This is a genomic window from Microcystis sp. LE19-195.1E, assembly GCF_027532095.1.
GTDB classification, from domain to species: Bacteria; Cyanobacteriota; Cyanobacteriia; order Cyanobacteriales; family Microcystaceae; genus Microcystis; species Microcystis aeruginosa.
The window spans coordinates 1-24273 of record NZ_JAPZSZ010000271.1 but is presented as its reverse complement, the minus strand read 5'-3'; the positions used below and the strand labels follow the sequence as shown (position 1 = coordinate 24273).

General features: G+C 43.2%; 16 protein-coding genes and 1 tRNA gene. 8 read left to right on the top strand and 9 right to left on the bottom strand.

Annotated features, from left to right (window positions below):
* Positions 1–225: 225 nt before the first annotated feature.
* A complete protein-coding gene (locus O9300_RS15275) occupies positions 226–2475 on the bottom strand; it encodes a hypothetical protein (RefSeq protein ID WP_287972530.1) in 2250 nt (749 codons plus the stop codon).
* On the bottom strand, positions 2472–3413 hold the full coding sequence (locus tag O9300_RS15270; protein WP_287972527.1) for a homogentisate phytyltransferase: 942 nt from the start codon (positions 3411–3413) through the stop codon (positions 2472–2474). Before O9300_RS15270 ends, O9300_RS15275 begins: the two co-directional genes overlap by 4 nt.
* 246 nt (positions 3414–3659) lie before the next feature.
* Between O9300_RS15270 and O9300_RS15265 the strand changes: the two genes are divergently transcribed.
* A tRNA-Ser gene (locus tag O9300_RS15265) sits at positions 3660–3746 on the top strand.
* 125 nt (positions 3747–3871) lie between these two features.
* On the opposite strand, the gene O9300_RS15260 is transcribed toward O9300_RS15265, so the two are convergent.
* Positions 3872–4534: a class I SAM-dependent methyltransferase gene (locus O9300_RS15260; RefSeq protein WP_287972524.1), complete on the bottom strand. Its 663-nt coding sequence runs from the start codon at positions 4532–4534 to the stop codon at positions 3872–3874.
* Positions 4535–4640: 106 nt separating this feature from the next.
* On the opposite strand from O9300_RS15260, the gene O9300_RS15255 reads away from it, so the two are divergent.
* On the top strand, positions 4641–7652 hold the full coding sequence (locus O9300_RS15255) for a hybrid sensor histidine kinase/response regulator (RefSeq protein WP_287972523.1): 3012 nt from the start codon (positions 4641–4643) through the stop codon (positions 7650–7652).
* Between the two features lie 14 nt (positions 7653–7666).
* On the opposite strand, the gene O9300_RS15250 is transcribed toward O9300_RS15255, so the two are convergent.
* Together O9300_RS15250 and O9300_RS15245 are read right to left on the bottom strand one after the other, a co-directional pair.
* Entirely contained in the window at positions 7667–8416 is a 750-nt protein-coding gene (locus O9300_RS15250; RefSeq protein WP_287972534.1) for a class I SAM-dependent methyltransferase, read from the bottom strand.
* An 80-nt stretch (positions 8417–8496) separates the two neighbouring features.
* Entirely contained in the window at positions 8497–8988 is a 492-nt protein-coding gene (locus O9300_RS15245; protein WP_002760830.1) for a hypothetical protein, read from the bottom strand.
* 191 nt (positions 8989–9179) lie between these two features.
* Here O9300_RS15245 and uvrB point away from each other — a divergent pair, with 191 nt between their 5' ends.
* Positions 9180–11180, top strand: coding sequence for an excinuclease ABC subunit UvrB (gene uvrB, locus O9300_RS15240; RefSeq protein ID WP_287972521.1), 2001 nt, complete (start codon positions 9180–9182; stop codon positions 11178–11180).
* 8 nt (positions 11181–11188) lie between these two features.
* Positions 11189–12136, top strand: coding sequence for a flagellar assembly protein H (locus O9300_RS15235; RefSeq protein ID WP_287972519.1), 948 nt, complete (start codon positions 11189–11191; stop codon positions 12134–12136).
* 150 nt (positions 12137–12286) lie between these two features.
* Here O9300_RS15235 and O9300_RS15230 read toward each other — a convergent pair whose 3' ends face one another.
* The 3 genes from O9300_RS15230 to O9300_RS15220 all read right to left on the bottom strand — a co-directional run bounded on the left by O9300_RS15230 (position 12287) and on the right by O9300_RS15220 (position 17823).
* Positions 12287–15166, bottom strand: coding sequence for a UPF0182 family protein (locus O9300_RS15230; protein WP_287972518.1), 2880 nt, complete (start codon positions 15164–15166; stop codon positions 12287–12289).
* 145 nt (positions 15167–15311) lie between these two features.
* A complete protein-coding gene (locus O9300_RS15225) occupies positions 15312–16538 on the bottom strand; it encodes a glycoside hydrolase family 10-like protein (protein ID WP_287972516.1) in 1227 nt (408 codons plus the stop codon).
* 157 nt (positions 16539–16695) lie between these two features.
* A complete protein-coding gene (locus O9300_RS15220) occupies positions 16696–17823 on the bottom strand; it encodes an ABC transporter permease (RefSeq protein ID WP_079207658.1) in 1128 nt (375 codons plus the stop codon).
* A gap of 84 nt (positions 17824–17907) precedes the next feature.
* Between O9300_RS15220 and O9300_RS15215 the strand changes: the two genes are divergently transcribed.
* Positions 17908–18843, top strand: a complete 936-nt coding sequence (locus O9300_RS15215) for a 2OG-Fe(II) oxygenase (RefSeq protein WP_287972514.1) — start codon at positions 17908–17910, stop codon at positions 18841–18843.
* Positions 18844–18910: 67 nt separating this feature from the next.
* On the opposite strand, the gene O9300_RS15210 is transcribed toward O9300_RS15215, so the two are convergent.
* Complete coding sequence (locus O9300_RS15210; protein ID WP_287972512.1) at positions 18911–21109, bottom strand: phosphoketolase family protein; 2199 nt, start codon at positions 21107–21109, stop codon at positions 18911–18913.
* A gap of 130 nt (positions 21110–21239) precedes the next feature.
* Between O9300_RS15210 and O9300_RS15205 the strand changes: the two genes are divergently transcribed.
* The 3 genes from O9300_RS15205 to O9300_RS15195 all read left to right on the top strand — a co-directional run bounded on the left by O9300_RS15205 (position 21240) and on the right by O9300_RS15195 (position 24057).
* Complete coding sequence (locus O9300_RS15205) at positions 21240–22739, top strand: SLBB domain-containing protein (protein ID WP_287972510.1); 1500 nt, start codon at positions 21240–21242, stop codon at positions 22737–22739.
* A 120-nt stretch (positions 22740–22859) separates the two neighbouring features.
* The gene (locus O9300_RS15200; protein ID WP_002795737.1) at positions 22860–23051 is read left to right on the top strand and encodes a hypothetical protein; all 192 of its coding nucleotides are present in this window, start codon (positions 22860–22862) and stop codon (positions 23049–23051) included.
* Positions 23052–23097: 46 nt separating this feature from the next.
* Positions 23098–24057, top strand: coding sequence for an aldo/keto reductase (locus tag O9300_RS15195; RefSeq protein ID WP_287972509.1), 960 nt, complete (start codon positions 23098–23100; stop codon positions 24055–24057).
* Positions 24058–24273 lie beyond the last annotated feature (216 nt).

Genomic DNA, 24273 nt, shown 5'->3' with positions numbered 1-24273 from the left:
CGACCGACCCAACTGCAACAAAAAGCGTTAGATTTATTGGGAGTTTCCCTGATTTGTACCCAGTAACGGGGCGGCGGAAATTCTTTTAATCCCTTCTACAGCACAGGTTATGGCTTTTTGTCAACGGGGAAGTCCAGTTATATCATAAATCATTGCTCAAATAGTCTTCATCTTTACAAATGCCCCTTGACAACTGTTAACTTTTCTTTGGTCACTTGCTAATTTTTATGGCTCTTGAAAATTCATCTCTTTTAATCTAACTGCACCGTCGATAATTGAGATTTCCTGGGAGCCAATTTGCACGATCGCATCTAATCCCTTGCCGATAATTTTAACTGCTGGGGGACGACTTTTCTGTACGGTCATCACCAGAAAAAATTCCTCGCTACCTGTGGCTAAAATGCGCTCACCTGTATTAGTTTTCTCGACTTTTAAAGTCACGGGAGTGATAAAAGTTCCCTGCATAGTTGCCCGATTTTGAGTGATAGTAAAACTATTTTTTCCGAGAGTAACATTTCCCTGTGTATTCATCACCCAAGTTTTATTAATAAATTCTGGTTGATCGACTTTACCTAATAATTTATCCATCAAGACGAATAATCCGGGGGAACCAGAGGATAGACTGTAATCGACGGCGAAAGAGCGAACTAGAGCAACTTCTACGGGTTTATTAGCTCCTTTAACCCTAATTTTATCAGTTTTTAACGTAATTACTCCCGAACCATCGGGACTAGATTGAAAAGATATCGGTTTTGCCTGTCGCCAAGGTGGGGTTTTCGGGAAAGTAACGGTATTTTCTGAGTTCCAGTCGCCTTTTGATCCCTCAAAACTCGCCCAATGTCCTCCCAATCCCCAAATTCTCACACTAGCGACATCGGGAAAAGACCATCCTCCCACAAAAGGTTGCTGTTTGAGATAGATACTAGCGACAAAATCCTCTTCATTTTGCCACTGATTACGAAAAGCATAAAATCCCTTTTGTTGATCAACTAAAACCCTGGAAAGTTGGCGCTCAGGATTTTCGGGAGTAAGATTAGATGGATAACCAGCGAGAAGAAAAGGGGCAATATGGGGATAATGGGGGTGAAAAAGTTGTTTTTCTTGACCTTGTAATCGCCATTTTATTGCTGGTAGCCATGATTTATCGGTAATTCCCAATCCGATAGTCAATAAAGATACTCCCAAAAAAGTCTGATGTCTACCGTAGGCAGGAATCAATAATTGACCATTTTTAGGGACAATTCTGGTTAAATAATGAGGGATCAATTGGGCTGCCGAAGAACCGGTTACTAAGTCTAATCCGAGACTATTTCGATACCCTTGCAGAAAAGGAAAAACAGCGATAACCATGGGTTCGGTGCTGTATAAATCTCCTTCCGTGCCAAATCCTCGATCGCCGATAGCTGTGGTAAAATACCGTTCTAGGTGACGTTTGGCCATTTCCACCTGTGCCGAGGGAGAATAGAGAGAATCGGGCGGTAAATCTTCCTTGAGAATCGCTAAACTGGCTAATCCTGCCGCACCTCTGGCCCGCGCATTCCAGTTACTAACTGCCTCTCCATTCCATCCATCTTTGGGTGAACCACCTTTGAGAAGTTTTTTACTTTCACTGGATAACCAGCGAGTAATTTCCCGTTGGCGCTTTTCTCCCCAAAAATCATAACAAAGATCGTAGGCGAGAGCGACTCCAGCGACAATTGGCGCTTGTTCTAAGACTCTCCTTCCCGGATTTTTACGGGTTTTTTCGATAATTTCCCAGGCGGTTTCTGCTGATTTTCTATCTTGATTGAAAACTGCTAAAAAACAATGACCTGTGGCATGATAACCCCCATTAGGAACATAACCATCGTAATAAATTTTTTCCTGTAAACTGTTGTTTAATTGAGCGATAATAGTTTGACCGATGGGAGTTTTCGCTTTTTCTCTGAGATTAGTTAATTCTGACTTGCGAAAGATTAAACGGGGATGTTCTCGCGCTTGTAGGGGTTGATGATTAGGGACAGGATTAGGCCATAAAGGGGAAATTGTGCCATTAACTTTGTTTTGTAGTCTTCTTCCCCCTAAAGTGCCTTGATAACTGCCGATAAGTTGGTCTTGGTGGGGGACAATTTCGATATTATAGACAGCTTCCCTGACTTCCGCTTGCCAAGGGTGAGTTTGAATGTTCATTTTCACCTGTAATCGCCAAGCATTGTCTAATTTAATCGCTTTTACCGTACCTTGGTGATCCACTTCTTTATTGAATTTGGGTGCGTATCCCCACACCGACGGCTGACAAACAGCGTGATCGCAGCTTAAATCTAGGGTCAGATTTTGATAAACGGGTTTATCTTGCCACAGTTTCCAAACACCATGTTTCAGGGTTAAACGAAGGTTGCCGGTTAATAGTTGCGGATCGATGGTTTCCTGACTAGGTGCGCTTGTACCACCTAGCCAAAGTAAGGGAATTGCCGCTAAAAAAGGAGATATTTTCATAGTAAACAAGCGAGGGGAAATATAAGGTATTCTAGGAAGAATAATTTCCAAATAAATTGGTAAAATCGGCTTATTTCGCTTTTATCTTCTAAATTTACCCCGCGACTACGCCACCAAAGAAAAAGAAGTAGGAGCAGATGGGCGACAATGGCCAGAGGAGAATTAATTCCCGTTATCCCCAAGAGACCGACGGCAATCATCCCTGCATAACATAGAGAAATTGTCAATAGGGAAATTGTTAAGATTTTTTCTGGGCCGAGCAGGAGGGTAAAAGTGGTAATTTGGTAAATGCGATCGCCTTCTAGGTCAGGAACATCCTTGAAAATAGCGATCGCAACGGTGAAAACAAGAACAAAAGCTGTTAAAACCCAGACCGAGGGATAGATAGACTGATTTTGATTGATAACTGTGTTGTAGTGGCGAAAAAGACCTAAATTGACGATGACACCCCGGACGGTAAAAATACAGAAGGCGGACCAGAGGGGAAAGCGTTTTAAACGCACTGGTGGCAAGGAATAGGCAGTGCCGATGAGTAAACTAATCCCCACGGTGATTAACAGCCAAAAACCACCGATAAAAGCCAGTATAATTGCTAAAATACCGCTTAAAACCACGATTAACCGTCCTGTTAACCGAGAAAATTCGCCCTTGGCGAGGGGAAGCTGGGGTTTATTGATTTTATCGATGTCGATGTCTTCCAACTGATTTAAACCGACGATATAGACATTACCAGCAAGACAAGCGACCCAAGTGAGCAATAAAACCGACCAATGGCTAAAAAAATCGCTAATATTGCCCAAAGCAATTAAATAGAGACTTAAAACACTTAAAGAAGTGCCGATAATCGTATGGGGACGGGAAAATTTCCAGAGACTCCCTAACCAGTGGAGAAAGTTAGGCTGGGGATGGTTAACTGGAAGAAAAGGAGCTTGATTCATCAGACCTCTTGTAAAAATCAAAAATTGTCGTGGTTGGTGAGGAGTCAGTGGTCAGTAGTCGGTCGTCAGGAGAATTAAGAATGAATAATAATCAATTAAATGGTCTATTTAGATATTTTATGCCACTTAATCCTTATTTTTGACGTTTTTAAACCCTCAAAAATCAATTATGCAAGAGGTCGATCAAAAAAAATCAATCCGAGGACAAGTAATCTGTTAAAATGATAATCCAGACTCAAACCCTGTGGAGAGGTGGCAGAGTGGTTGAATGCGGCAGACTCGAAATCTGCTTTAGGGTAACACCTAACGTGGGTTCAAATCCCACCCTCTCCGTTGAACTGATAATTTAGTGCTGTCGTTCTCAGCCATAATTTTTGGTCAACTGTCTTAAGAGATCTAGCGTTGTCCTGGGTGGTTGGCGACTGGTAACTAAATTTAGACAACAAAAATCGACTTCTTCACTTTTTCATTGCCAGGGTCAAACCATCACCAATAGGAATAATACTGATATTGACCCGTTGATCCTGCTGAATTTTGGCATTAAGTGAACGGATAATTTTGGTGCGATTATCGGTGCTATCGGCCGCCGCTACTCGTCCCGACCAAAAAACATTATCGATGGCGATAATTCCGCCGCTTCTGACCAATTGTAACGCCCGTTCGTAGTAGGGATCATAATTACTTTTATCGGCATCGATAAAGACAAAATCAAAACTATTACTTTCTCCCCCGGCGATTAATTGATCTAAAGTCTCCAGGGCCGGGGCAATTCTTAAATCGATTTTATCGGCGACACCGGCCTGCTGCCAATAACGGCGGGCTATATTGGTATATTCTTCCCTTAGATCACAGGCGATCAGCTTGCCTTCTGGGGGTAAAGCTAAGGCCACCACTAGAGAACTATAACCGGTAAAAACCCCTATTTCTAGGGCTTTTTTCGCCCCGATCGCCTGTACCAAAAAAGCCATAAACTGACCTTGTTCGGGGGCAATCTGCATGACTGCTAGGGGTTGAGAGGCAGTTTCTTGACGTAATTGAGCTAAAATAGGAGATTCTCGCAGACAGATAGATTGATAATAGGAATAAAATTGTCGATCGAGTCCAAGAGTTTGATTAGCCATAAAAAAATTGCTAGTGGATAGAGTTATCGAGTAAAATTCTGGGTAATCTGAAGCTAGAGAGAGCGTATTGGTTGACCAAAAAGGAAGACTTGGCAGGAAGCAAATCATGATGAAACCCGACTCGGATCATCTCTTTAACGAGGATCTCGAACAGCTGTTAGAGAGTTTAGAAGACAAAGACGCCGACGGTGACGAGGCTCTAGAGGAACTTTTTGGCGATAGTATCAATTGGGAAGAATCCGCCACTAATAATCTTTATTCTACCCGTGAGCCGGCTGCCAAGGCGGAACTGGAAGATGGGGATGATCTCGCATCTCTGCTGCTAGAAGATGCAGCAGTTCCAGACTCAGAAGCAATTATAGCCATCAGCCACCCCAATTTTTACGACAGCCTCGAAGACTTAGAAGCTTTTCTGGAAAAACCCACGCCACCGGCGCAACCGCCACTACCAGACATCTTTGAATCCCTAGAGGCCTTCCTCTGGGAATCCCCAGCAGTGGACCTGGTGGCTGCGGTGGAACCTCTGACAGGGTTAGAATCACTGGAAATTGCCCCAGAAAGCCTCCTAGAGGATGAATTCAAGGATTTAGAAAAACTCCTCGAAGAAACCAATCAGGTGATGGCAGCAAATCCGGCGGCCAGTGTCAGTGCGCCAGTCGGGTCAAAAAACCTGCGTCCCCTTGTCAGTAAAGCTTTTGAACAGACGATGCGGGTGCCGATCAAACAATTGGATAACCTCAGCAATCTGATCGGGGAACTGGTGGTTAAACGCAATCGCCTTGAAGAGGAACAGGATCGCCTGCGTCTCTTTTTAGATAATTTGCTAACCTGCGTCCAACATCTGGGTGATGTGGGCAGTCGGATGCAGGATCTCTATGAAAGAAGCCTCCTAGAAGGGGCTTTACTGGCTAGTCGCAATTCCGGTGGTGCCATCGGTTACGGTAGAGTTCAGGGAGAAAATCAGGGGGATTCGGCCATGGCCGGCGAACTAGATGCCCTAGAGATCGACCGTTTTACCGATTTCCATTTATTATCCCAAGAGATGATCGAATTGATCGTACGAGTGCGAGAATCGGCCTCTGATCTTCAATTTGTCGTCGATGAAACCGATCAGGTGACGCGCAGTCTGCGACAGGCCACCACCCAACTACAGGAAGGGATGACCAAATCGCGCATGGTTCCCTTTAGTCAAGCCGCCGATCGCCTACCCCGGGCAATTCGCGATATTTCCCTGAAACTCGATAAACAAGCCAAATTAAAAGTGGAAGGGGGTGATGTTCTCATCGATAAGATGATCCTCGAACATCTCAATAGTCCCATGACCCATCTGGTCAACAATGCGATCACCCACGGCATTGAATCACCCCAAGAACGCATGGCCAAAGGGAAACCTGCCCTCGGTACCATCTCTGTCCGGGCATTCCTACAGGGGAATCAAACCGTGATCACCGTTGGTGATGATGGGGCCGGTATTGATGCTGATCAGGTGAAACGCAAGGCGATCGAAAAAGGCCTGATCGGCGATCAGGAAGCTGAACACCTCAGTCCCCAAGAAGTCTATAAACTCCTCTTTCACCCCGGTTTTAGTACCAAAGATCAGGCCGATGATTTTGCTGGTCGTGGGGTGGGTTTAGATGTGGTGCAGACCAGTTTAATCGATGTGCGCGGGACCGTTACTATTGACTCGGTACTGGGCAAAGGAAGCACTTTTACCATCCGTTTACCCCTAACCCTGAGTATCTGTAAGGCCCTCTGTTGTGTTAGTAATCATGCGCGCATCGGGTTCTCCATGGACGGAGTGGAAGATATGAAGGATTTCCGGTCCAGCGATATCCAAATCGATCGGGAGGGACGGCGCTGCGTTGTCTGGCAAAATACTTTACTACCCTTCCAACCCTTGAGCGAATTGCTTTCCTACAATCGGCAACTAAGTCGCGGTAGTTTTTATACTGGCAAACAGGAGCAAGACTCTTTTTCGATCGTGATCCTGCGCGGTGGTAATAATCTCCTCGCAGTAAAGGTGGATCAAGTGATCGGTGAACTGGAAATCGTCATCAAACAGATCGAAGGACCGATTCCGAAAACGGCTGGGATTGCTGGGGCGACGGTTTTGGGCGATGGTACGGTAATGCCGATCGGCGATGTGTTAGAGTTAATCGACATCGCCAGGGGTCGTCTGCGTACCGATAACGGTGGTCTTTGGCACCAACCTGCCCCCCCCGTAGCGGTGAAAACTAGCCAAAAATCGGGGGCTATGGTTCTGATTGTCGATGATTCGATTACTGTCCGGGGATTGCTCTCTTTAAGCTTTAGTAAAGCCGGTTATCGTGTGGAACAGGCCCGGGATGGTCAAGAAGCTTGGGAAAAATTACGCGGCGGTTTGCCCTGTGATATCGTTTTCTGCGATATCGAGATGCCCCGCATGAATGGCCTAGAATTACTGTATAATTTGCAAAAAGACCCCCGATTAGCGTCGATTCCCGTGGCTTTATTGACTTCCCGAGGAGCGGAACGTCATCGTCAGGTGGCGGCGACATTAGGAGCTAGTGGTTATTTTACCAAGCCCTACACGGAAAGAGATTTACTCTCGGCGGCTGAAAGAATGATTGCGGGGGAAGTGTTACTAGCTAATAGTATTAAAGCGACTCGTAATCAGCCTTTATCCCCCGATGCAACGATTATTGACAGTAATCCCGCTAATTTCTTTGCACAATCGACTCCTCGGGTCTTGATTGTCGATGATTCGGTAACGGCGCGGGAAATGTTAGCGATTTCTTTGGTTAAAGCTGGTTATCGCATTGAAAAGGCCCGAGACGGTTTAGAAGCATGGGAAAAATTACGGGCTGGATTAGCTTGTGATCTGATTCTCTGCGATCTCGAAATGCCTCGCCTGAATGGGTTAGAATTGCTCTCTCGTCTGCAAAAGGATGAACAACTTCAGAGGATACCAGTAGCGATGATTACCTCGCGAGGGTCGCAAAAAATGCAGCATCTCGCCGCTGCTAAAGGGGCAAAAGGTTATTTTGTCAAGCCCTATATTGAGGATGTTTTACTGTCGGCAGCCCAACGTTTAATCGCTGGTGAGGTGTTAATCCAAAAAGACAGTCCCGCGGATTAGCTTAGGTTAACTTGCTAATTTGAATTTGTTTTCTGGAAAATCATTAAATGTTGTTGGGGCAAAGTCTCGATGATTTCTTCTGGCAGTAAACCGATAGCGGCCATTTCTTTTTCTACCTGTCTGCGGGTCATTTTATGAAGGGCCTTGATGGGAATCAGGGGATTTTCACGACGGTATTCTACTAATGCCACCCTACCATCGGGTTTTAAGGATTTGACCAGATTCTCCATCATCTCGCGGGGAGAGGAAAACTCGTGATAAGCATCGACCATTAAAGCTAAATTGATCGCATTTATAGGCAATTTGGGATCGGTTTCTGTGGCGAGAATTGTGGTTATATTCTTCACTTGATTTTCCTCGGCTAAAAAATCAATTGCCCCTAACATTTCTGGTTGCACATCGACAGCGAAAACTTGTTCTACTAAATTCGCCATAGGAAAACTCAAATAACCTGTCCCCGCGCCGATATCTGCCACTAGGTCTGTGGGTTTTAAATGTAGTGCGGTGATCAGATCATCGGGTTTTTCCGTGAAACGGCGACTAGGACGTTCTAACCATAACATTTCCTGGTGTCCCATGACTTTAGCGATTTCCCGTCCTAGATAAAATTTACCGATACCATCGCGACTATGAAGCGATCGAATCTGATAATATTCCTCTTGCGCTAAAACTGAAGCATCGTAGGTAAGATTTAATAATCCGAAACCGCAAAAAACCACTATTAGAAACGAGACAATTAAGAAAAATTTTTGCTTAAACAGCATCGGGATTAAAAACGGTGGGCTAGAAAAAATAAATTCCCCGTCCGGGACAGGGAAAAAATCCGTCTTGATCAACAAAACAATTAATCCAAAAATCCCATTAAAGTTTCGGGATCATCGATTTCATTGGAAGCAACGGGACGATTACCCATGACTGTATAAGTTTCGCTAATGTGCAGATGACTGAGAGCGATCGGACGATTGCCAGAAATCGCTAGAGTGCTACTGACTTCCATACCACTAGAGCCGACAGGACGCAATCCACCGACGGAAGAATAGGTACTAACCACTTTCAGGTGGCTAACTTCCACGGGACGGCCCCCTGGTAACATTTCATCTTCCGTGAAGTGAAGATGGCTAGTACCAACAGGACGATTTTCGGGTAAGCGATGTTCAGGTTGATAGAATTTTAAGGCTTTGGAAGCCGATTCAGCGTTGTTTTTCACCGAAAGGGCGACCACTTCTTTATCTTTGGCGGTTTTAGCCGTAGTAGCTTTACCGCGTGGGCTGCTGGTCTTTTCTTCTGTGGTTGCTGGGGTTTGAGTCCCGTTCGTTTCTAGATTTTCCACCGTCATAACCTGATACTCCTTTCCGTTAATAGCTTCGGGGAAACGATAAGATTTAAGTTTAGGGTATTCTCGAAGACTTTTAATCTTTTTTTAAAATCCTCTCTAATATTAAGATACATCTTTCTTTCCCAAAACCCTATAAGTGTTGGTAATTTGATTGATAATTTATTTTGCCTGTTCTCTACACCCAGCCGCTAATGACCGCTTTTCAACTACAAGCACCCTTTCAACCCACTGGGGATCAACCGGCAGCGATCGATAAATTAGTAGATTCCCTGCAAAACCGGCAGCGTTTCCAAACCCTCTTAGGGGCAACCGGCACCGGCAAAACCTTCACCATTGCCGCCGTCATCGAGAAAATCGGCAGGCCTACCCTCGTTCTTGCCCATAATAAGACCCTGGCGGCCCAATTATGCAACGAATTGCGGCAATTTTTCCCCAATAACGCCGTGGAATACTTTATCAGCTATTACGACTACTATCAACCGGAGGCTTACATTCCTGTCAGCGATACCTACATCGAAAAGAGTTCTTCAATTAATGATGAGATCGATATGCTGCGCCATTCGGCCACGCGATCGCTGTTTGAACGCAGGGATGTGATCGTCGTCGCTTCCATTAGTTGTATTTATGGTTTAGGAATGCCGGCGGAATACCTAAAAGCGGCGATTTCCTTAACAGTTGGTCAAGAGTTCGACCAAAGGCAATTATTACGGGCCTTGGTGTCAGTGCAGTACAATCGCAATGATTTAGAGTTAACTCGCGGTCGTTTTCGTCTGAAGGGCGATATTTTGGAAATTGTTCCCGCTTACGAGGATCGGGTTATTAAAATTGATTTTTTTGGCGATGAGATTGAAAGTATTCGTTATCTCGATCCCCTGACGGGGGAAGTTTTGCAAAAATTAGAGCGAATTAGTATTTATCCGGCCCGTCACTTTGTTACCCCGGAGGAGCGTTTAGAGGTGGCCTGTCGGGATATTAAAACCGAGTTAGATAACCGTTTATTGGAGTTAGAAAAAGCGGGCAAATTACTGGAAGCGCAACGTTTGGACCAACGGACTCGTTATGATTTAGAAATGTTGCAGGAAGTGGGTTATTGTAATGGCGTGGAAAATTATTCGCGGCATTTAGCGGGTAGATTAGCGGGGGAACCGCCGGAATGTTTGGTGGATTATTTTCCCCAAGATTGGTTATTAGTTGTGGATGAATCTCATGTTAGTGTGCCGCAAATTCGCGGGATGTATAATGGCGATCAATCACGAAAAAAAGTTTTGATCGATCATGGGTTTCGTTTACCCAGTGCTGCGGATAATCGTCCTTTGAAGTCGGAAGAATTTTGGCAGAAAGTTAATCAATGTATTTTTGTTTCGGCTACTCCGGGAGATTGGGAATTAGAACAGTCAGAAAATCGCATTGTTGAACAAATTATCCGACCGACGGGAGTTTTAGATCCAGAGATTTTTGTGCGACCAACCGAGGGACAAGTGGATGATTTATTAGGGGAAATTAAGGAGCGAGTGCAGTTAAATGAACGGGTTTTGATTACCACTTTAACTAAACGCATGGCGGAAGATTTAACCGAATACTTGCAAGAAAGGGGAATTAAAGTTAGATATCTACATTCAGAAATTCAATCAATTCAACGGATTGAAATTATCCAAGACCTGCGAGAAGGGGTCTTTGACGTGCTGATCGGGGTAAATTTGCTTCGCGAGGGGTTAGACCTGCCGGAAGTGTCTTTAGTGGCGATTTTAGACGCAGATAAGGAAGGATTTTTAAGGGCTACCCGCTCTTTAATTCAAACTATCGGCCGGGCCGCTCGTCATATTCGCGGTCAGGCAATTCTTTACGGAGATAATCTCACCGATAGTATGATTAATGCGATCGAAGAAACCAAGAGACGGCGCGCTATTCAAGAGGAATATAACCAAAAACATGGGATTATTCCGCAACCGATTGTTAAAAGGTCGAGTAATTCAATTTTGGCTTTTCTGGATATTTCCCGTCGCCTAAATTCCCAACAATTAGAGCAGGTTTGTGAGAATATAGAAGAGCTTTCTTTGGAACAAATTCCCGAATTAATTCAACAACTAGAAGCGCAAATGAAAGAAGCGGCGAAAAATCTAGAATTCGAGTCAGCAGCTAAATATCGTGATCGGATTAAGCAATTACGAGATAAGTTATTAAATCATGTTTAGATAAACCTATGACTAGATTTATTCATGACCAGTTTGCCAAAGATTATCTCGAAGAATTATTATCTTCTCTGGGAGAGGTAAAATCGGCACGGGTTGTACGAGGAGAAGTACGAGAAATCGATGTCTGGTTTTCACCCCAGATTCTCGATAATAATCCTAGAGAACTGCTGGGATTACTGGGAAAAATGGCGATTAATCCCTGTTTATTTGAACCCTTTCGTAATCCTGTCACCGCTACAGAAATTAGAACTTGTCTGTTAAAACTATTGGAAGTGGAAGGGGAAATTAATCGTCAAGCAAATCGTCAGAAAACGAATCTTAACGATGGGGAAATCCCCCGTCTCTGGATTTTGACTCCCAGTGCTTCCTCGCAACTGTTAGGAGGATTCGGAGCTAAATTAGATGAGGAGAATTGGGGGGAAGGTATCTATTTTTTGGCTCCCTCTTTACGCACGGCAATCACCGTTATCCATCAATTACCCCCAACAGAAGCAACTCTCTGGTTAAGAATTTTAGGCCGGGGAAAAGTACAAGCAAGGGCGATCGATGAGTTAGAATCGTTACCAGAGGACCATCCTTTTCGGGTAAATGCTCTAGAATTATTATTAAACTTGAGAACTTCTTTAACTAACGATCAAGAGCTTGAACAGGAGGACAGAGAGTTAATTATGAGATTATCACCTTTATACACTTCCCGTCTTCAGGAAGAACTGGATGCTGGCCGTCAACAAGGTCTTCAACAAGGTCTTCAACAGGGTCTTCAACAAGGTCTTCAACAAGGTCTTCAGCAAGGAGAACGTCTGGTGGTAGAAAATTTATTGAAAGCTCGTTTTGGTAGTTTAGACCCAGATTTGTCCCTAATCATCGATCGCATTTTATTATTACCAGTGGAGGAGTTTACCCCTTTAATAATTAATTTATCTCGCACAGAATTAATTGCCCACTTTTCTAATTAAAAGCATAACTCAATCCTTTGATGATACTGGATTTTAAAATTGGCTGATTAACCAGAGCAGTCAATTTTCTGGGCAAATTCGGGGATATTGAGGATCGTTCTGGAACCAGCATCAGCTTTTTTTGCTAATTTGTGGCCAATTAGCGGCAATTTAGCTCTGATGACCTGAGAATAGCTTTTCTAAAGCTTCCTTCAAGGTTGGTTCCATGACAATTTTATTTTGATAAGCAACTGTTACTCTAGCGATTGTCGGGACACTATTTTGGTCTGCCACTAGATACAAAGGTTCTACATAAAGCAGCGATTGTTCAATGGGAATAATTAATAGGTGTCCTTGCAAAACTTTAGAACCGTCCCGATTCCAAAGGGAAATCTGTTGAGAAATATCTGGATCTTGGTTAATTAAAGCCTCAATTTGATTCGGTCCGTACACTAACCTTTGTTTAGGAAATTGATAGAGTAATAACTTACCATACTCTCTATCGTCTGAACGCGCCGCTAACCAAGCGATTAAATTTTGCCGACTAGAGGGAGTATAGGGATGGAGGAGAATAAATTCTTCTTTGTCGGAATCGGGCAGTTTCATGATTAAATAATAGGGTGATACAGCCTGGGGTTCCGTGCCGTAAATTTCTAGGGGAATTTCCCATTGATCCTCCCGATTATAAAATACTTGCGGATCGGTCATGTGATAGGTTAATAATCTTTCTGCTTGGGTACTAAATAAATCTTCGGGATAACGGATATGACTGCGGAGAGTTTTCGGCATTTCTGCTAAAGATTTAAAGAGATGAGGAAAGATTTTACTCCACGTCTGAATGATTGGATCATTTTCATCGGCAACATAGAAATTGACCGTTCCATGATAGGCATCCACTACCACTTTGACCGAATTGCGAATATAGTTAAATTTATCTTTCCCCGGGTCAGAATAGGGATAGCGATCGCTGATAGTATAAGCATCAATAATCCAATGTAATTTACTACTACTATCGCCCACATCTGCCGCTACTAAATAGGGGTTGCGATCATAATTTAAAAAAGGGGCAATAGTTTGCACGCGATTTTGGATATCACGACGCATTAATAAGCGAGTTTCGGGAGTAAAATCTTGGCTAAATAACATTTGCCAATCCCGCAGATAAAGGGCAAATAGCCAACGTCTCCACCCCGTACCCACTAGGATTCCTCCCTTACCATCGTAGGTATTATAGACATTTCCATCCCCGCTAGGAAAATCCAATTCTTCTACGGTGGTGGGAGTCATCACATAATTATTAGTTAATTCCCCGTAGTAAATGCGGGGTTTACCAATGGGAATACTATAATCAATTAATTCGCTAGAGGTTTGTAGGGCCCCTTCGTCTTTATTTGTGCCGATATCTTTGACAAAATAGTAGGGTAAACCCCCGGCAGCCACTAAATTAACTGGGGAAAGAGTGAACCCATAACCGTGGGTATAAACGAGATGTTTATTCACCCAAGTGTTAGCAGAAGTGGGAACCGCACTATAATCTAATTCTCTAGCGGCAATAATTGTCTGTTGTTTTTCAGATATTTGACGTTCTTCGATTTTTTCAGGCAATCCTACTCGTACCCGATAGCGATCAATATCAGCATCGGGGAATTTATAATATAAGCGAATTTGCTGTAATTGTCGGTTAGTTTCTAGCAGTGGTTTGGTGTCCCAAAGACGAATATTATCGATAGTTAGATGGTTTCTCTCTAAAACTTCGGCATTTAATTCGGCCTGTGGATCGAAAACTTGGGCATCAATTCTATCTAAGGAAAAAGCCGCTCTTGTGGATTGAATACTTCTTTCGATATAGGGTCTTTCTCTCACTAATTCATTCGGTTGTACGACAGTTCTTTGCAATAGTCCACTGATAATTGTGCCACTTATCCAAACAATTAAATAGAGAAATACAGGAACTAAGTAGGGGAAAAATACCAACTTTTTCTTAGTATTTTTGTATAACTTGCGACGGTCTTTTTTACCAAATAATGCTTTTTCTCCTAACCATATAGAGGTTATTCCTGCAATAATTCCCAGAATAATTTCAATAAATTGACCAACATGAACATCGATATAACCCGCACCATAAACTACCCCTTCTGGAGAATAAAGTAGCAGGTAACGCTGAATAATATGGTGTAATACTAGCAGCCCCATTAACCCACTCCACAGGGCGTATAAATGACGCAGTTGCGGACGGGAAAATCCCATAAATTTTCCCTGAGAAAGACTATCAGCCGAAAAAAGATAGGTTAAAATAACAGCAAAAAGAGTATATATTCCCACACCAGTGAGCCATAATTCTAGTAACTGCCACAGGGGTAATTGAAAGATGTAAAAACCTAAATCATTCCCGTATTGAGGATCGTTAATATTGAAAGGAACACCATAAAAATATTTTAAAAAATTCGCCCACTGCCCAGCAATAATAAAAGATAGCATGACAGTGAATACTATAGATATTATTCGCAAAAAATACTCGGTTTTAATTAATAATCCCAAGACTAAAAAAGCGATAATTAACCCTTGCCACAAATTACTGGAAATATCAGTTAATACTTGCCTAATCCAAACTATTTCCAGAGGAGAACTTAGGGAAGAACTAAGGTTAGGGAGATTAAAATCTGGTGTCCAGAGACTGAGGGCTAGTTTACTGTAATACAATAACATTGACCCGATCCAAGCTCCAATTCCCGTGGCGATAATCAAAAGGCCGAGTAAATTAATACTAGGAGATTGAGGACTAAGAGGATAACTATCTTCCCGGGGTTTTTGCCAACGAAAACGCTGGGCTAAACGTAAATTAGTAAAAATAAAGAGTAGAGAAAGAATCGCACTTCCCCAACCTAATCCTAGTTGCCAAGATAATTGTTTCAGGAAAGTGTTTAAATAACCCATCTCGGTAAACCAGAGGCTATTGGCTACCACTAATACCCCCAACTGCCCGATCACAAGGCAGCCGAGAAACAGTAAAATAGGTTTAGCGATCGAGCTTCGGTTATGTCTGATCAGCATGGATAAAGTGATAAAAGAGAGTCTTCTTTCATTCTAGCGATTTTAGTTTCTCCCTGCTGCTTTTTCTTAATTTAAAGATAAACTTAAGAAACTATAGCCGGGTTAGGGCAATAATTTAGCTGAAAGTCAGCAATTTTCCCTAATTTTAGCGAGGATTAGCAGACTGGAGTATTTCTCGAAAAATCCTGCGTCGATAGGAAGGAGATTCATTACTCATATTCCATAAAGTTTCGTAGAAAAAGAAAGAAACACCAAAATTTTGTTGTCTCGATTTTTCCACTTGTTGAGTAATATTAACCATCGGAATCGGACGACCTTTTAAACCAGATAAAATCCCAATAGCCACGGGGATAGATTCTCTAGCTTGCTGTAATTCTGGTTGCGATAATTCCCAGTCAAAGGCGTTCATATCAGTTCGATACACTTGTATTATTAACTCATCAATCAAGTTTTTTTGCTGCCATTTTTGCCAATCTAAAAGATAGGATTCTAGGGAGAAAGTGTAGGGATTAGGAGATAGGGAAATAATCGCTCTAGGTTGGTGCTTTTTAATCGTCTGGGCTAAAGTATTCATATAGTCAGTAATTTTATCGGCCCGCCATTGAATCCATGCTTTATCTTGGTAATCTTGCGGTGGTAATTGTCCCGAATGTTCCCTTTGATAGAGTTTAATCGTGGTTTCATCATAGCCAAAATCGGCGGGATAACCAAAATGATCATCAAACTGAATTCCTTCTATATCGTAGTTAGTAATAATCTCGCTGACTAAATCCGTAATAAAGTTTTGTACTTGCGGATGTAAGGGATTTAACCACACCCGTTGATGCACTTTTCCTTCCCACCAAATCACACTTTTATCCTGTCTTTGGGTTAACCAATCGGGATGTCGTTTTGCTAATTCTGAATCCGCAGGAGCCATAAAACCAAATTCAAACCAGGGAATAATTCTTAATTTTTTCCGATGACCTTGGCTAATTATTTCCTCTAAAAAGTCGCGATTTTTTAAAGATTCATGGGGATCGATCGCTCGTCCAGTAACTTTTTCTGCTACCCTAGAAGGATAGAGTGTATAACCCCAATTCCAGACCGTGGGATAAATAGTGTTAAAGTTTAAATCGGCCAACCTATCAAGGGCATCTTTTAGGGTTGCTGGTTTAAATAATACCTCACTATCGATATTAGTTAACCAAACTCCACGAATTTCGGGGTTTTCTTGGGTTTGATTGGTCGATTGTGCGGGAAAATTAAAGGTTATCGTCATGATAAAAGCAAAGATAATTAAAAATATTAACCAGCTTATTTTCCCGTATCTTTGACTATAAATCACTAAACTATCGGCGAAATTATTAAAGGTTTTACTGATTTTATTCATAATGGGAAGTGGGGAAGTGGGGAAGTGGGGAGGTGGGGAGGTGGGGAGGTGGGGAGGTGGGGAAATTGAACTACAACCCTAAAACCCCAAAACCCCAACCCCTAAAATCTATCTCCTGCCTGCTGCTGACTGCCTCCTGACTGTTAAAATAACTAAATTATCTCTCTAAATTGCGAGGATCTAGGGCATCGCGTAAACCATCACCGAGTAAATTAAAAGCTAAAACGGTGAGAATAATTAACAAAGCAGCTGGCCAAATTAACCAGGGTTGTAGAACAATAATTGAGGCATTGGTAGCCAGAGAAAGCATATTTCCCCAACTAGGATCTGGTTGTTGAATTCCCAAACCAATTAAACTTAAAACCGATTCGGCCACGATAAAACCAGGCACGGCTAACGTAGCAGAAATAATGATATAACTGGCAGTTTGGGGCAGCACATGACGCAGAATAATATAAAGGGGTTTTGCTCCCATAGCTTTAGCGGCCTGAATAAATTCCTGTTCTTTCAGGGATAAAACTTGACCGCGAATTACCCGCGCTAATCCCGACCAACTGATAAAAGAAGTAATCAGGACGATTAATAAAAAGCGTTGGGTGCTGGTTAATCCTGCGGGTAAAACGGCCGCTAGGGCCACGAGTAAATATATGCCGGGGATAGTCATTAAAACTTCCACAAAACGCATTAAAATCGCATCTAACCAACCGCCAAAATAGCCAGAAACGCCACCGACAAATAAACCGATAGGGAAAGAAATTAAAATCCCGACCAAACCGATAAATAAACTAATTCTGCCCCCGAAAATCAAGCGACTAAAACTATCGCGTCCCGATTCGTCAGTTCCCAATATATTGATTCTACCATCGCCGATGACTCCGAACAGATGGAGATCAAAAGGGATACCGGGGAATAAAGTTACTTCCTGCCATTTTGGCGGCAAAGGTAGGCGAATTTGACCGAAATTATAGGTTTCACCCTTAACCAAGAGACGCAGCGGCAAGGGTTTGTTAAAATCTCTCATTAGCTTCCGCTCACCAGTTTCTATATTAATAGCACTTTGAGTGGTGGGATAGACGTGGGGGCCAATCCACTCACCCTTGTTACTTCCCGACTGCGAGCGCCAAAAGATTTGGGTGGGGGGTAGGAGAGACTGACCGGGTTGGGAGGAGTAGGGAGAGTAGGGAGCGACAAAATCCGCCGCCATTACGCTTAAATAGAAGATTAACAGTAAAACTGCTCCCCAACGGGCGAGAGGATTATCTTTGAGTTTGTGCCACCAGTCCATAGGCGATGAGGTCAATAGGAGAGTTAATCTTTATTTTGCTAGTCTGATTGCTACAATTTATCATACCAACAAAAAAGCTGTCTAATGTTTATTAATCCCCTTGTTTATGAGAAATCCTCTGTCTATCGTCAAGATTTTGAGACAGCGCAACCGTTTAAGCATTTGGTCATCGATAATTTTTTAGTTGGGGAGCAAGCGCAAATTTTGCTGGAAAATTTTCCCAGTTTTAAGCCGCAAAAAGCCATTAGTGAGTTAGGAAAAGTTGGCGGGAAGGCGGTTAATGAGGATTTAATCGGTTTAGGGGGTGTTTATCAAGAGTTTGGCCGCTACGTTCAAGCTCAAGAGTTTTTAGAGTTAATTTCCGAATTAACCGGTGTTGATAATTTAATTCCAGACCCTAGTTTTTATGGGGGTGGAACCCACGAAAATTTACAGGGTCAAGAATTAGACCCTCACATTGATTTTAACCTCGATGAGCGTCATTGGTATCATCGCCGCTTGAATTTATTAATCTATTTAAATCCCCAATGGCAAGCAGATTGGGGAGGTAATCTAGAGTTACATTCCAATCCACGTCAACCGGAAGAAAATCAGATTAAATCTTTTGTACCTATCTTTAATCGTTGTCTTATTTTTGAAACCAATGAATATTCATGGCATGGATTTTCTCAGATTAATTTACCAGAAAATAAACGGCATTTATCGCGTAAATCTCTGTCTATCTATCTCTATACCAAAGAACGTCCAGACCAGGAATTATCACCATCTCATACAACTTTTTACATCCCGCGCCCGCTGCCAGAAAATATTCAACCCTATCAAGTTTTAAGCTCAGAAGATTACCAACAAATTAAAATTTTACTGAAAAGACGGGATGATTTAATTCGTTTTTATCAAGATAGAGAACTGAAAGAATCTCAGGATTTAGTTAGTTTAAAATCCCATATTAAGCGCTATCTATCCCTCCAATATCCTCGCCTATGGAAAATTATTAAAAGTTTACTCCGTTGGCGAAAGTGACCTGAGAAAAAATCCCTACTTTCCAATCAGAGAGAGTAGGGAATAATCAAAAAAACTAAGTGGGAACTTAGCCTAATAACTGGGTAGCACGGGCAGTTAAAGCATTGGCAGTCAAACCATTATAGGCCATAATTTCCCCGGCACTGGCGGTGGTTTCTCCCCGTTTCCAAGCGAAGACATCCCGACGCGCATTACTGCGTAACATAATCGGTTCTAACATGGCGCTTGTACCACCGGTTACTCCGATTAAAGCATCACCGGCAAAGAGACTGTCAAAACCAGCATCATCGAGGAAATTATTATCAGCTGCCGAGCTAGTTTCACTCATCACATCGCTAGGACGGTAGAGACGACGGGGATTAATTACCGAGACGATTTTTACACCGATTCCCGCTGCTTCTAACTGTTGTGCAGACTCAAAGACGGGTAATAAAGTCATATCACCAATGACGGCAAAAACAACTTTTTTACTGCCTTCCGATTCGTGGAGAATTACGCCGCCTTTTTCTAAAGCTTGACGGGTTTGCTCAAAAGTGGTTCGTACCGGTAAAGGCGATTTACTAGCGGTGATTGTAATGCCTTTATTGATAGTTCCTAAAGCCCATTCATAACAGACTTGAATACTGTTAGCATCGCAGGGAAAGAGAGGAAAAATATTGCCATTTCGCATCATAGCGGCGAAATAATTTTCAATCTCTGGGCGTTGGTGTGTCCAACCATTACGCCCTTGCTCTAAGGCTCCAGCGGTGAATAAAGTAATAGTAGAAGGGGTGGGACGACGTAACTCGGCCATCGCTTGGGTTACAGTCTGCCAAATCGGTAAACCATTGATAGCAAAAGACTCGTAGGAACACCATAAAGTCCGCGCTCCCAAGAGAGATAAAGCGACGGCTAATCCAGCACAGGCATCCTCGCTTAAAGGCTCATAAACTTGACCGTTAGGTGCTTGGAAATAGGTATCATCGCTGGTGGGGTGAATAATCTTTAAACCGACGTTAATATTATTAATTCCCGAAGCGGCATTACCATCAGCATTAGTGACAACAAAATTGGGGTCAGCTTTACCCACAGCTACCACTAATTCCCCCATGGCAGTGGTGGCCACTTTTTTATCACCACCCACAGTATATTCCGTCATCGGTAAGGTTCCTAAATCCGGCAGCGGGAAGACTTTTTCCGTCACCACTGTTTCCACTGCCGGACCGCCTCCAGAGCGCTCGAAATTAGTACGAACAATTGCCCAAGCTTCAGGGGGTAAAGCGCGTTCTTGTAAGGCACTAACGATATAATCTTTTTCTAAAGAATCGCCGGGATAAAGATTATGGGAAGCCGCTCCCCGTTTGTGAACTCCCGCCCCTTTAAGTTGTTTAATAATGATAACGGTTAGTTTGCCTCCTAAAGCTAATTGGGCGGCTTTATCCGTGGCCATTAACACCGCTTTCATGAACTCCAGACGCTGGTTAAAAGAGAATTTGGTGCTATCTACATATTCCCCATTTTGATGAGCATTATCGAAGTCTTTGGCATTAATGAGAATCACTTCCTCGAAACCATTACCGCGCCAATAGGCTTCCATTTCGGCGTTAGTTTTCAGGGACACCATGCTATGGTGTTCTTGGGAATAGCCATTCCAGACTAAAATCGGCAGAAAATTGGTAATTTCAGGGTAAGCAGTGTGAAAATGACCAAAACTACTCATAATATACGGTTCTCCTAAACCACCATCCCCGATAGTCACAGGGAAAAGGGTATTAGGGTGTAATTTGGCCGCCGCCATGGCGAAATGTTGGCCTTGGCCCAAAGGACCAGCCGGCCCGAGCAGTCCAGGGATTTGTCCGGAAAGATGCCCTAAAAGTCCGTGTTTTTCCCGAAAACGTTCTCCCAATTCCCTGACGTTGCTGATGCCCATGGCTTCGAGAGAGCGATCGAGAAAGACGTTACTATAAAAACCGGGGGCATGATGGCCCACTTCGGTGAAAATATTTTTCTGGCCTAACATCATCAAAGAGGCAATTACGTCGGCAGCGCTGGCAAAACCGCCGGGGTGTCCCGATTCTTTGGTAGCGGTGATTTGTAGGGTGAGGTAACGCAAAGCATCGGCGGCTAGGAGGGTTTGATAGATAGCATTCGGGTCATTAGCGGCAATAATAGCGGTTTTTCCCTCAGCGATAGCGGCTTTTCCTGCATATTTATCAAATTCGGGTAAGGAACCCCCAAAATATTTTATTCCTTGACAAAAATCGGGAATTGTGCTAGTAGCTGTCATAAAATTAATATACCCCTTTACATACAGGCAATCGTTAAAACTATCTTACAGTTAGCGGTAACTCTCGTTAGATGCGATATTACAGGGGGTTTCCATAGGCGATCGACTATTTGTGCTACACTGATCGCCAATGTTAACGATAAAATTAATCCTATTGATCATGTTAAATAGCAACCAATTACAGGATTTAATCAGTAAATCCCTACGTTATCTATTAATTATCGGCACTATTGCCCCCCTAACTTCCTTAGAGGCTCGCCCAGTCCAAGCCACTCCTCCGAGTAGTCCTGCACCCGCTCAAGAGGCGATTGCTCCTATCCCCGCAGAAAGCAAAGAGTACACCCTAGGAGAAGGAGATAAAGTCCGCGTCACCGTCTACCAAGTCGCGGATTTAAGCGGCGATTTCCTTGTTTTAGCCGATGGAACCCTGACTTTACCTCTGATTGGTAGCGTCAAAGTGGAGGGAATGACCGTCACCGAAGCCGGCCAAACCTTGGCCAAACGTTACACCACCTATCTCAAACGTCCCGTGGTTACTGTTAGCATTCTCACTCCCCGGCCTCTGCAAATCGCCATCGCGGGGGAAGTCAATCGTCCGGGTACTTATACAATTAACCCCGAACAAAGCCAAAAAACGCCCCTATTGACCGAAATAATCCGGCAAGCGGGGGGAGTGACTACGGTGGCCGATATTGGTCAAGTTCAAATCCGACGCAACCTCAAGGGACAAGAACAGCTAATTCAAGCGAATCTCTGGCAATTAATCCAAAAAGGCGATACAACCCAAGATATTAGCCTCAGAGATGGCGATAGCATCGTTATTCCCACTAAAACGACCCTTAGCGTCGGGGAAGTCAATCAATTAGCCGATGCCAATTTTGGACTAGATAGCGATCGAGAAATTAATGTTACTGTGGTGGGAGAAGTTTATCGTCCGGGGTCCCATCGTATTGTCCCCACTGCCAACAATAACAATAACAACAATAATGACCAAGATCGCGGCGGCACCAGGAAACCGGCCCGACTAACCCAAGCTATCCAACAAGCGGGGGGCATCAAACCTCTGGCCGATATCCGACAGGTACAAGTGCTGCGTTATACTCGTGACGGTTCCCAGCAGAAAATCCCCGTAGATCTCTGGAGTTTGCTCGATAAAGGTGATATGACCGGCGATATCTTTCTTCAAGAAGGTGATACGGTGATTATCCCCACCGCTACTGAAATCTCGGCCAAGGAATCAGAAACCCTAGCATCGGCTAGTTTTGCCCCTAAAACTATTAACGTGAAAGTGGTCGGGGAGGTGAAAAAACCGGGGACAATTGAAGTTCCTCCCAATACCCCTCTCAATCAGGCAATTTTAACCGCAGGAGACTTTGATAAGCGTCGCGCCAATCAGTCCACAGTGGAATTAATTCGTCTCAATCCTAACGGGACCGTCACCAAAACCTCAATTAACATCGATTTTTCCCAGGGTATCAACGAGAAAACTAACCCGATTCTCCGCAATAATGATGTGGTTGTGGTTCATCGTAGCGGTCTGGCATCTGCTACCGACACCCTCGGCACGGTTTTAAGTCCCTTTACCGGTCTGACAGGCTTTTTCAACGGATTTTTTAATCTTTTCCGTTAAAAAAGTTTACTTTACCCGGATGTCATTAGCTAAGTAATCGAGCTAATAATAGATATAGAAACGGCGAAAAGTCGTGAGCAGTCACGGCTTTTCTGCTCCATAGACTCAGGAAAGAAAACTATGATTTTTCTCCTTACTCTAGCCCTACTCGCCCTGTCGATTAGCTACAATGTTCAAGGCGAAATAATTAGCCTCAGTACCCGCTTATTAGGTCTTTTTTGTGGCTTATTAAGTTTGTTCTTTACACCCCTACCGGTAAAAGTTTTTATCCTTGTCACCTTAGTCGTCTTCAGCTGGGATTTTCAGCCCTAAACCCGACTGAAACCCTAAGCATACTTAACCCATCAAAAAAACTGTTATGCAAAAACGCTATCTCGGTCAGACTAATATAGAAATTACTCCCCTTCTCGTGGGTACTTGGCAAGCAGGAAAAAAGATGTGGGCAGGTATTGAAGATGAGGAAAGTATTAAAGCCATTCGTGCCGCTTTTGAGGCAGGAATTACCACTGTAGATACAGCCGAAATCTACGGGGAAGGTCACTCGGAATTGATTGTCGCTCAAGCTTTAGCCGATGTGCGAGAACAGGTAATTTATGCCACAAAAGTTTTTGCTAATCACCTCAAATATGAGCAAGTTATCGCAGCTTGCCATCGCTCTTTAAAAAACCTCCAAACTGATTATATAGATATTTACCAAATTCATTGGCCTAGTGGCTCATGGAACACGGAAATAGTGCCTATTTCTGAAACTATGGCCGCTCTTAATTATCTGAAAGCACAGGGAAAAATTCGAGCTATAGGGGTTTCCAATTTCTCCCGCTCTCAACTGGAAGAAGCCGGTCAATACGGCAGAATTGAGAGTATTCAACCTCCCTATTCTCTGTTTTGGCGCTCGGTAGAAAAGGAAATTATGCCCTATTGTATAGAAAATAATATTTCTATTCTGGCCTATTCTCCCCTTGCCCAAGGTTTATTAACAGGAAAATTTAGAAACGGTTATCAGTTGGCAGCGGAAGACCATAGAATTAAAAATAAACTCTTTCATGGCGAAAACTTTCAGAGGGTACAAGCGGCTTTAAATCAATTAGAACCGATTGCTGACCGCTATAATTGTTCCCTAGCTCAATTATCTCTTGCTTGGTTAATTAAGCAACCACAAACTAATGCAATTGCTGGGGTAAGAAATGCCGCTCAAGCAGTTAATAACGCTCAGGCAATGACAATTAATTTAACCCCAGAAGACCTAAAATTAATTGATAATATTGGTAAACAGGTAACTGATTTCTTGGATGATAATCCCGTGCTGTGGGATTTCTAAAAATTATACAGCAGTTATCCTAAGGGTGAGATAGAAGTTTTGGTGGGTGCATCTCAACATTTGCAGAAATACCGACAATCAGCAATTATCAGTGACTCTTAAATTGGTACAAAAATATGAACAATCGCGTCTAAGCATCCCACCGAAAAACTAATGCGCTCCAGGGTTTGGGGGCGGCGCCACGACCCCAACGGGGGGTTTGGGGGGTTCTACCCC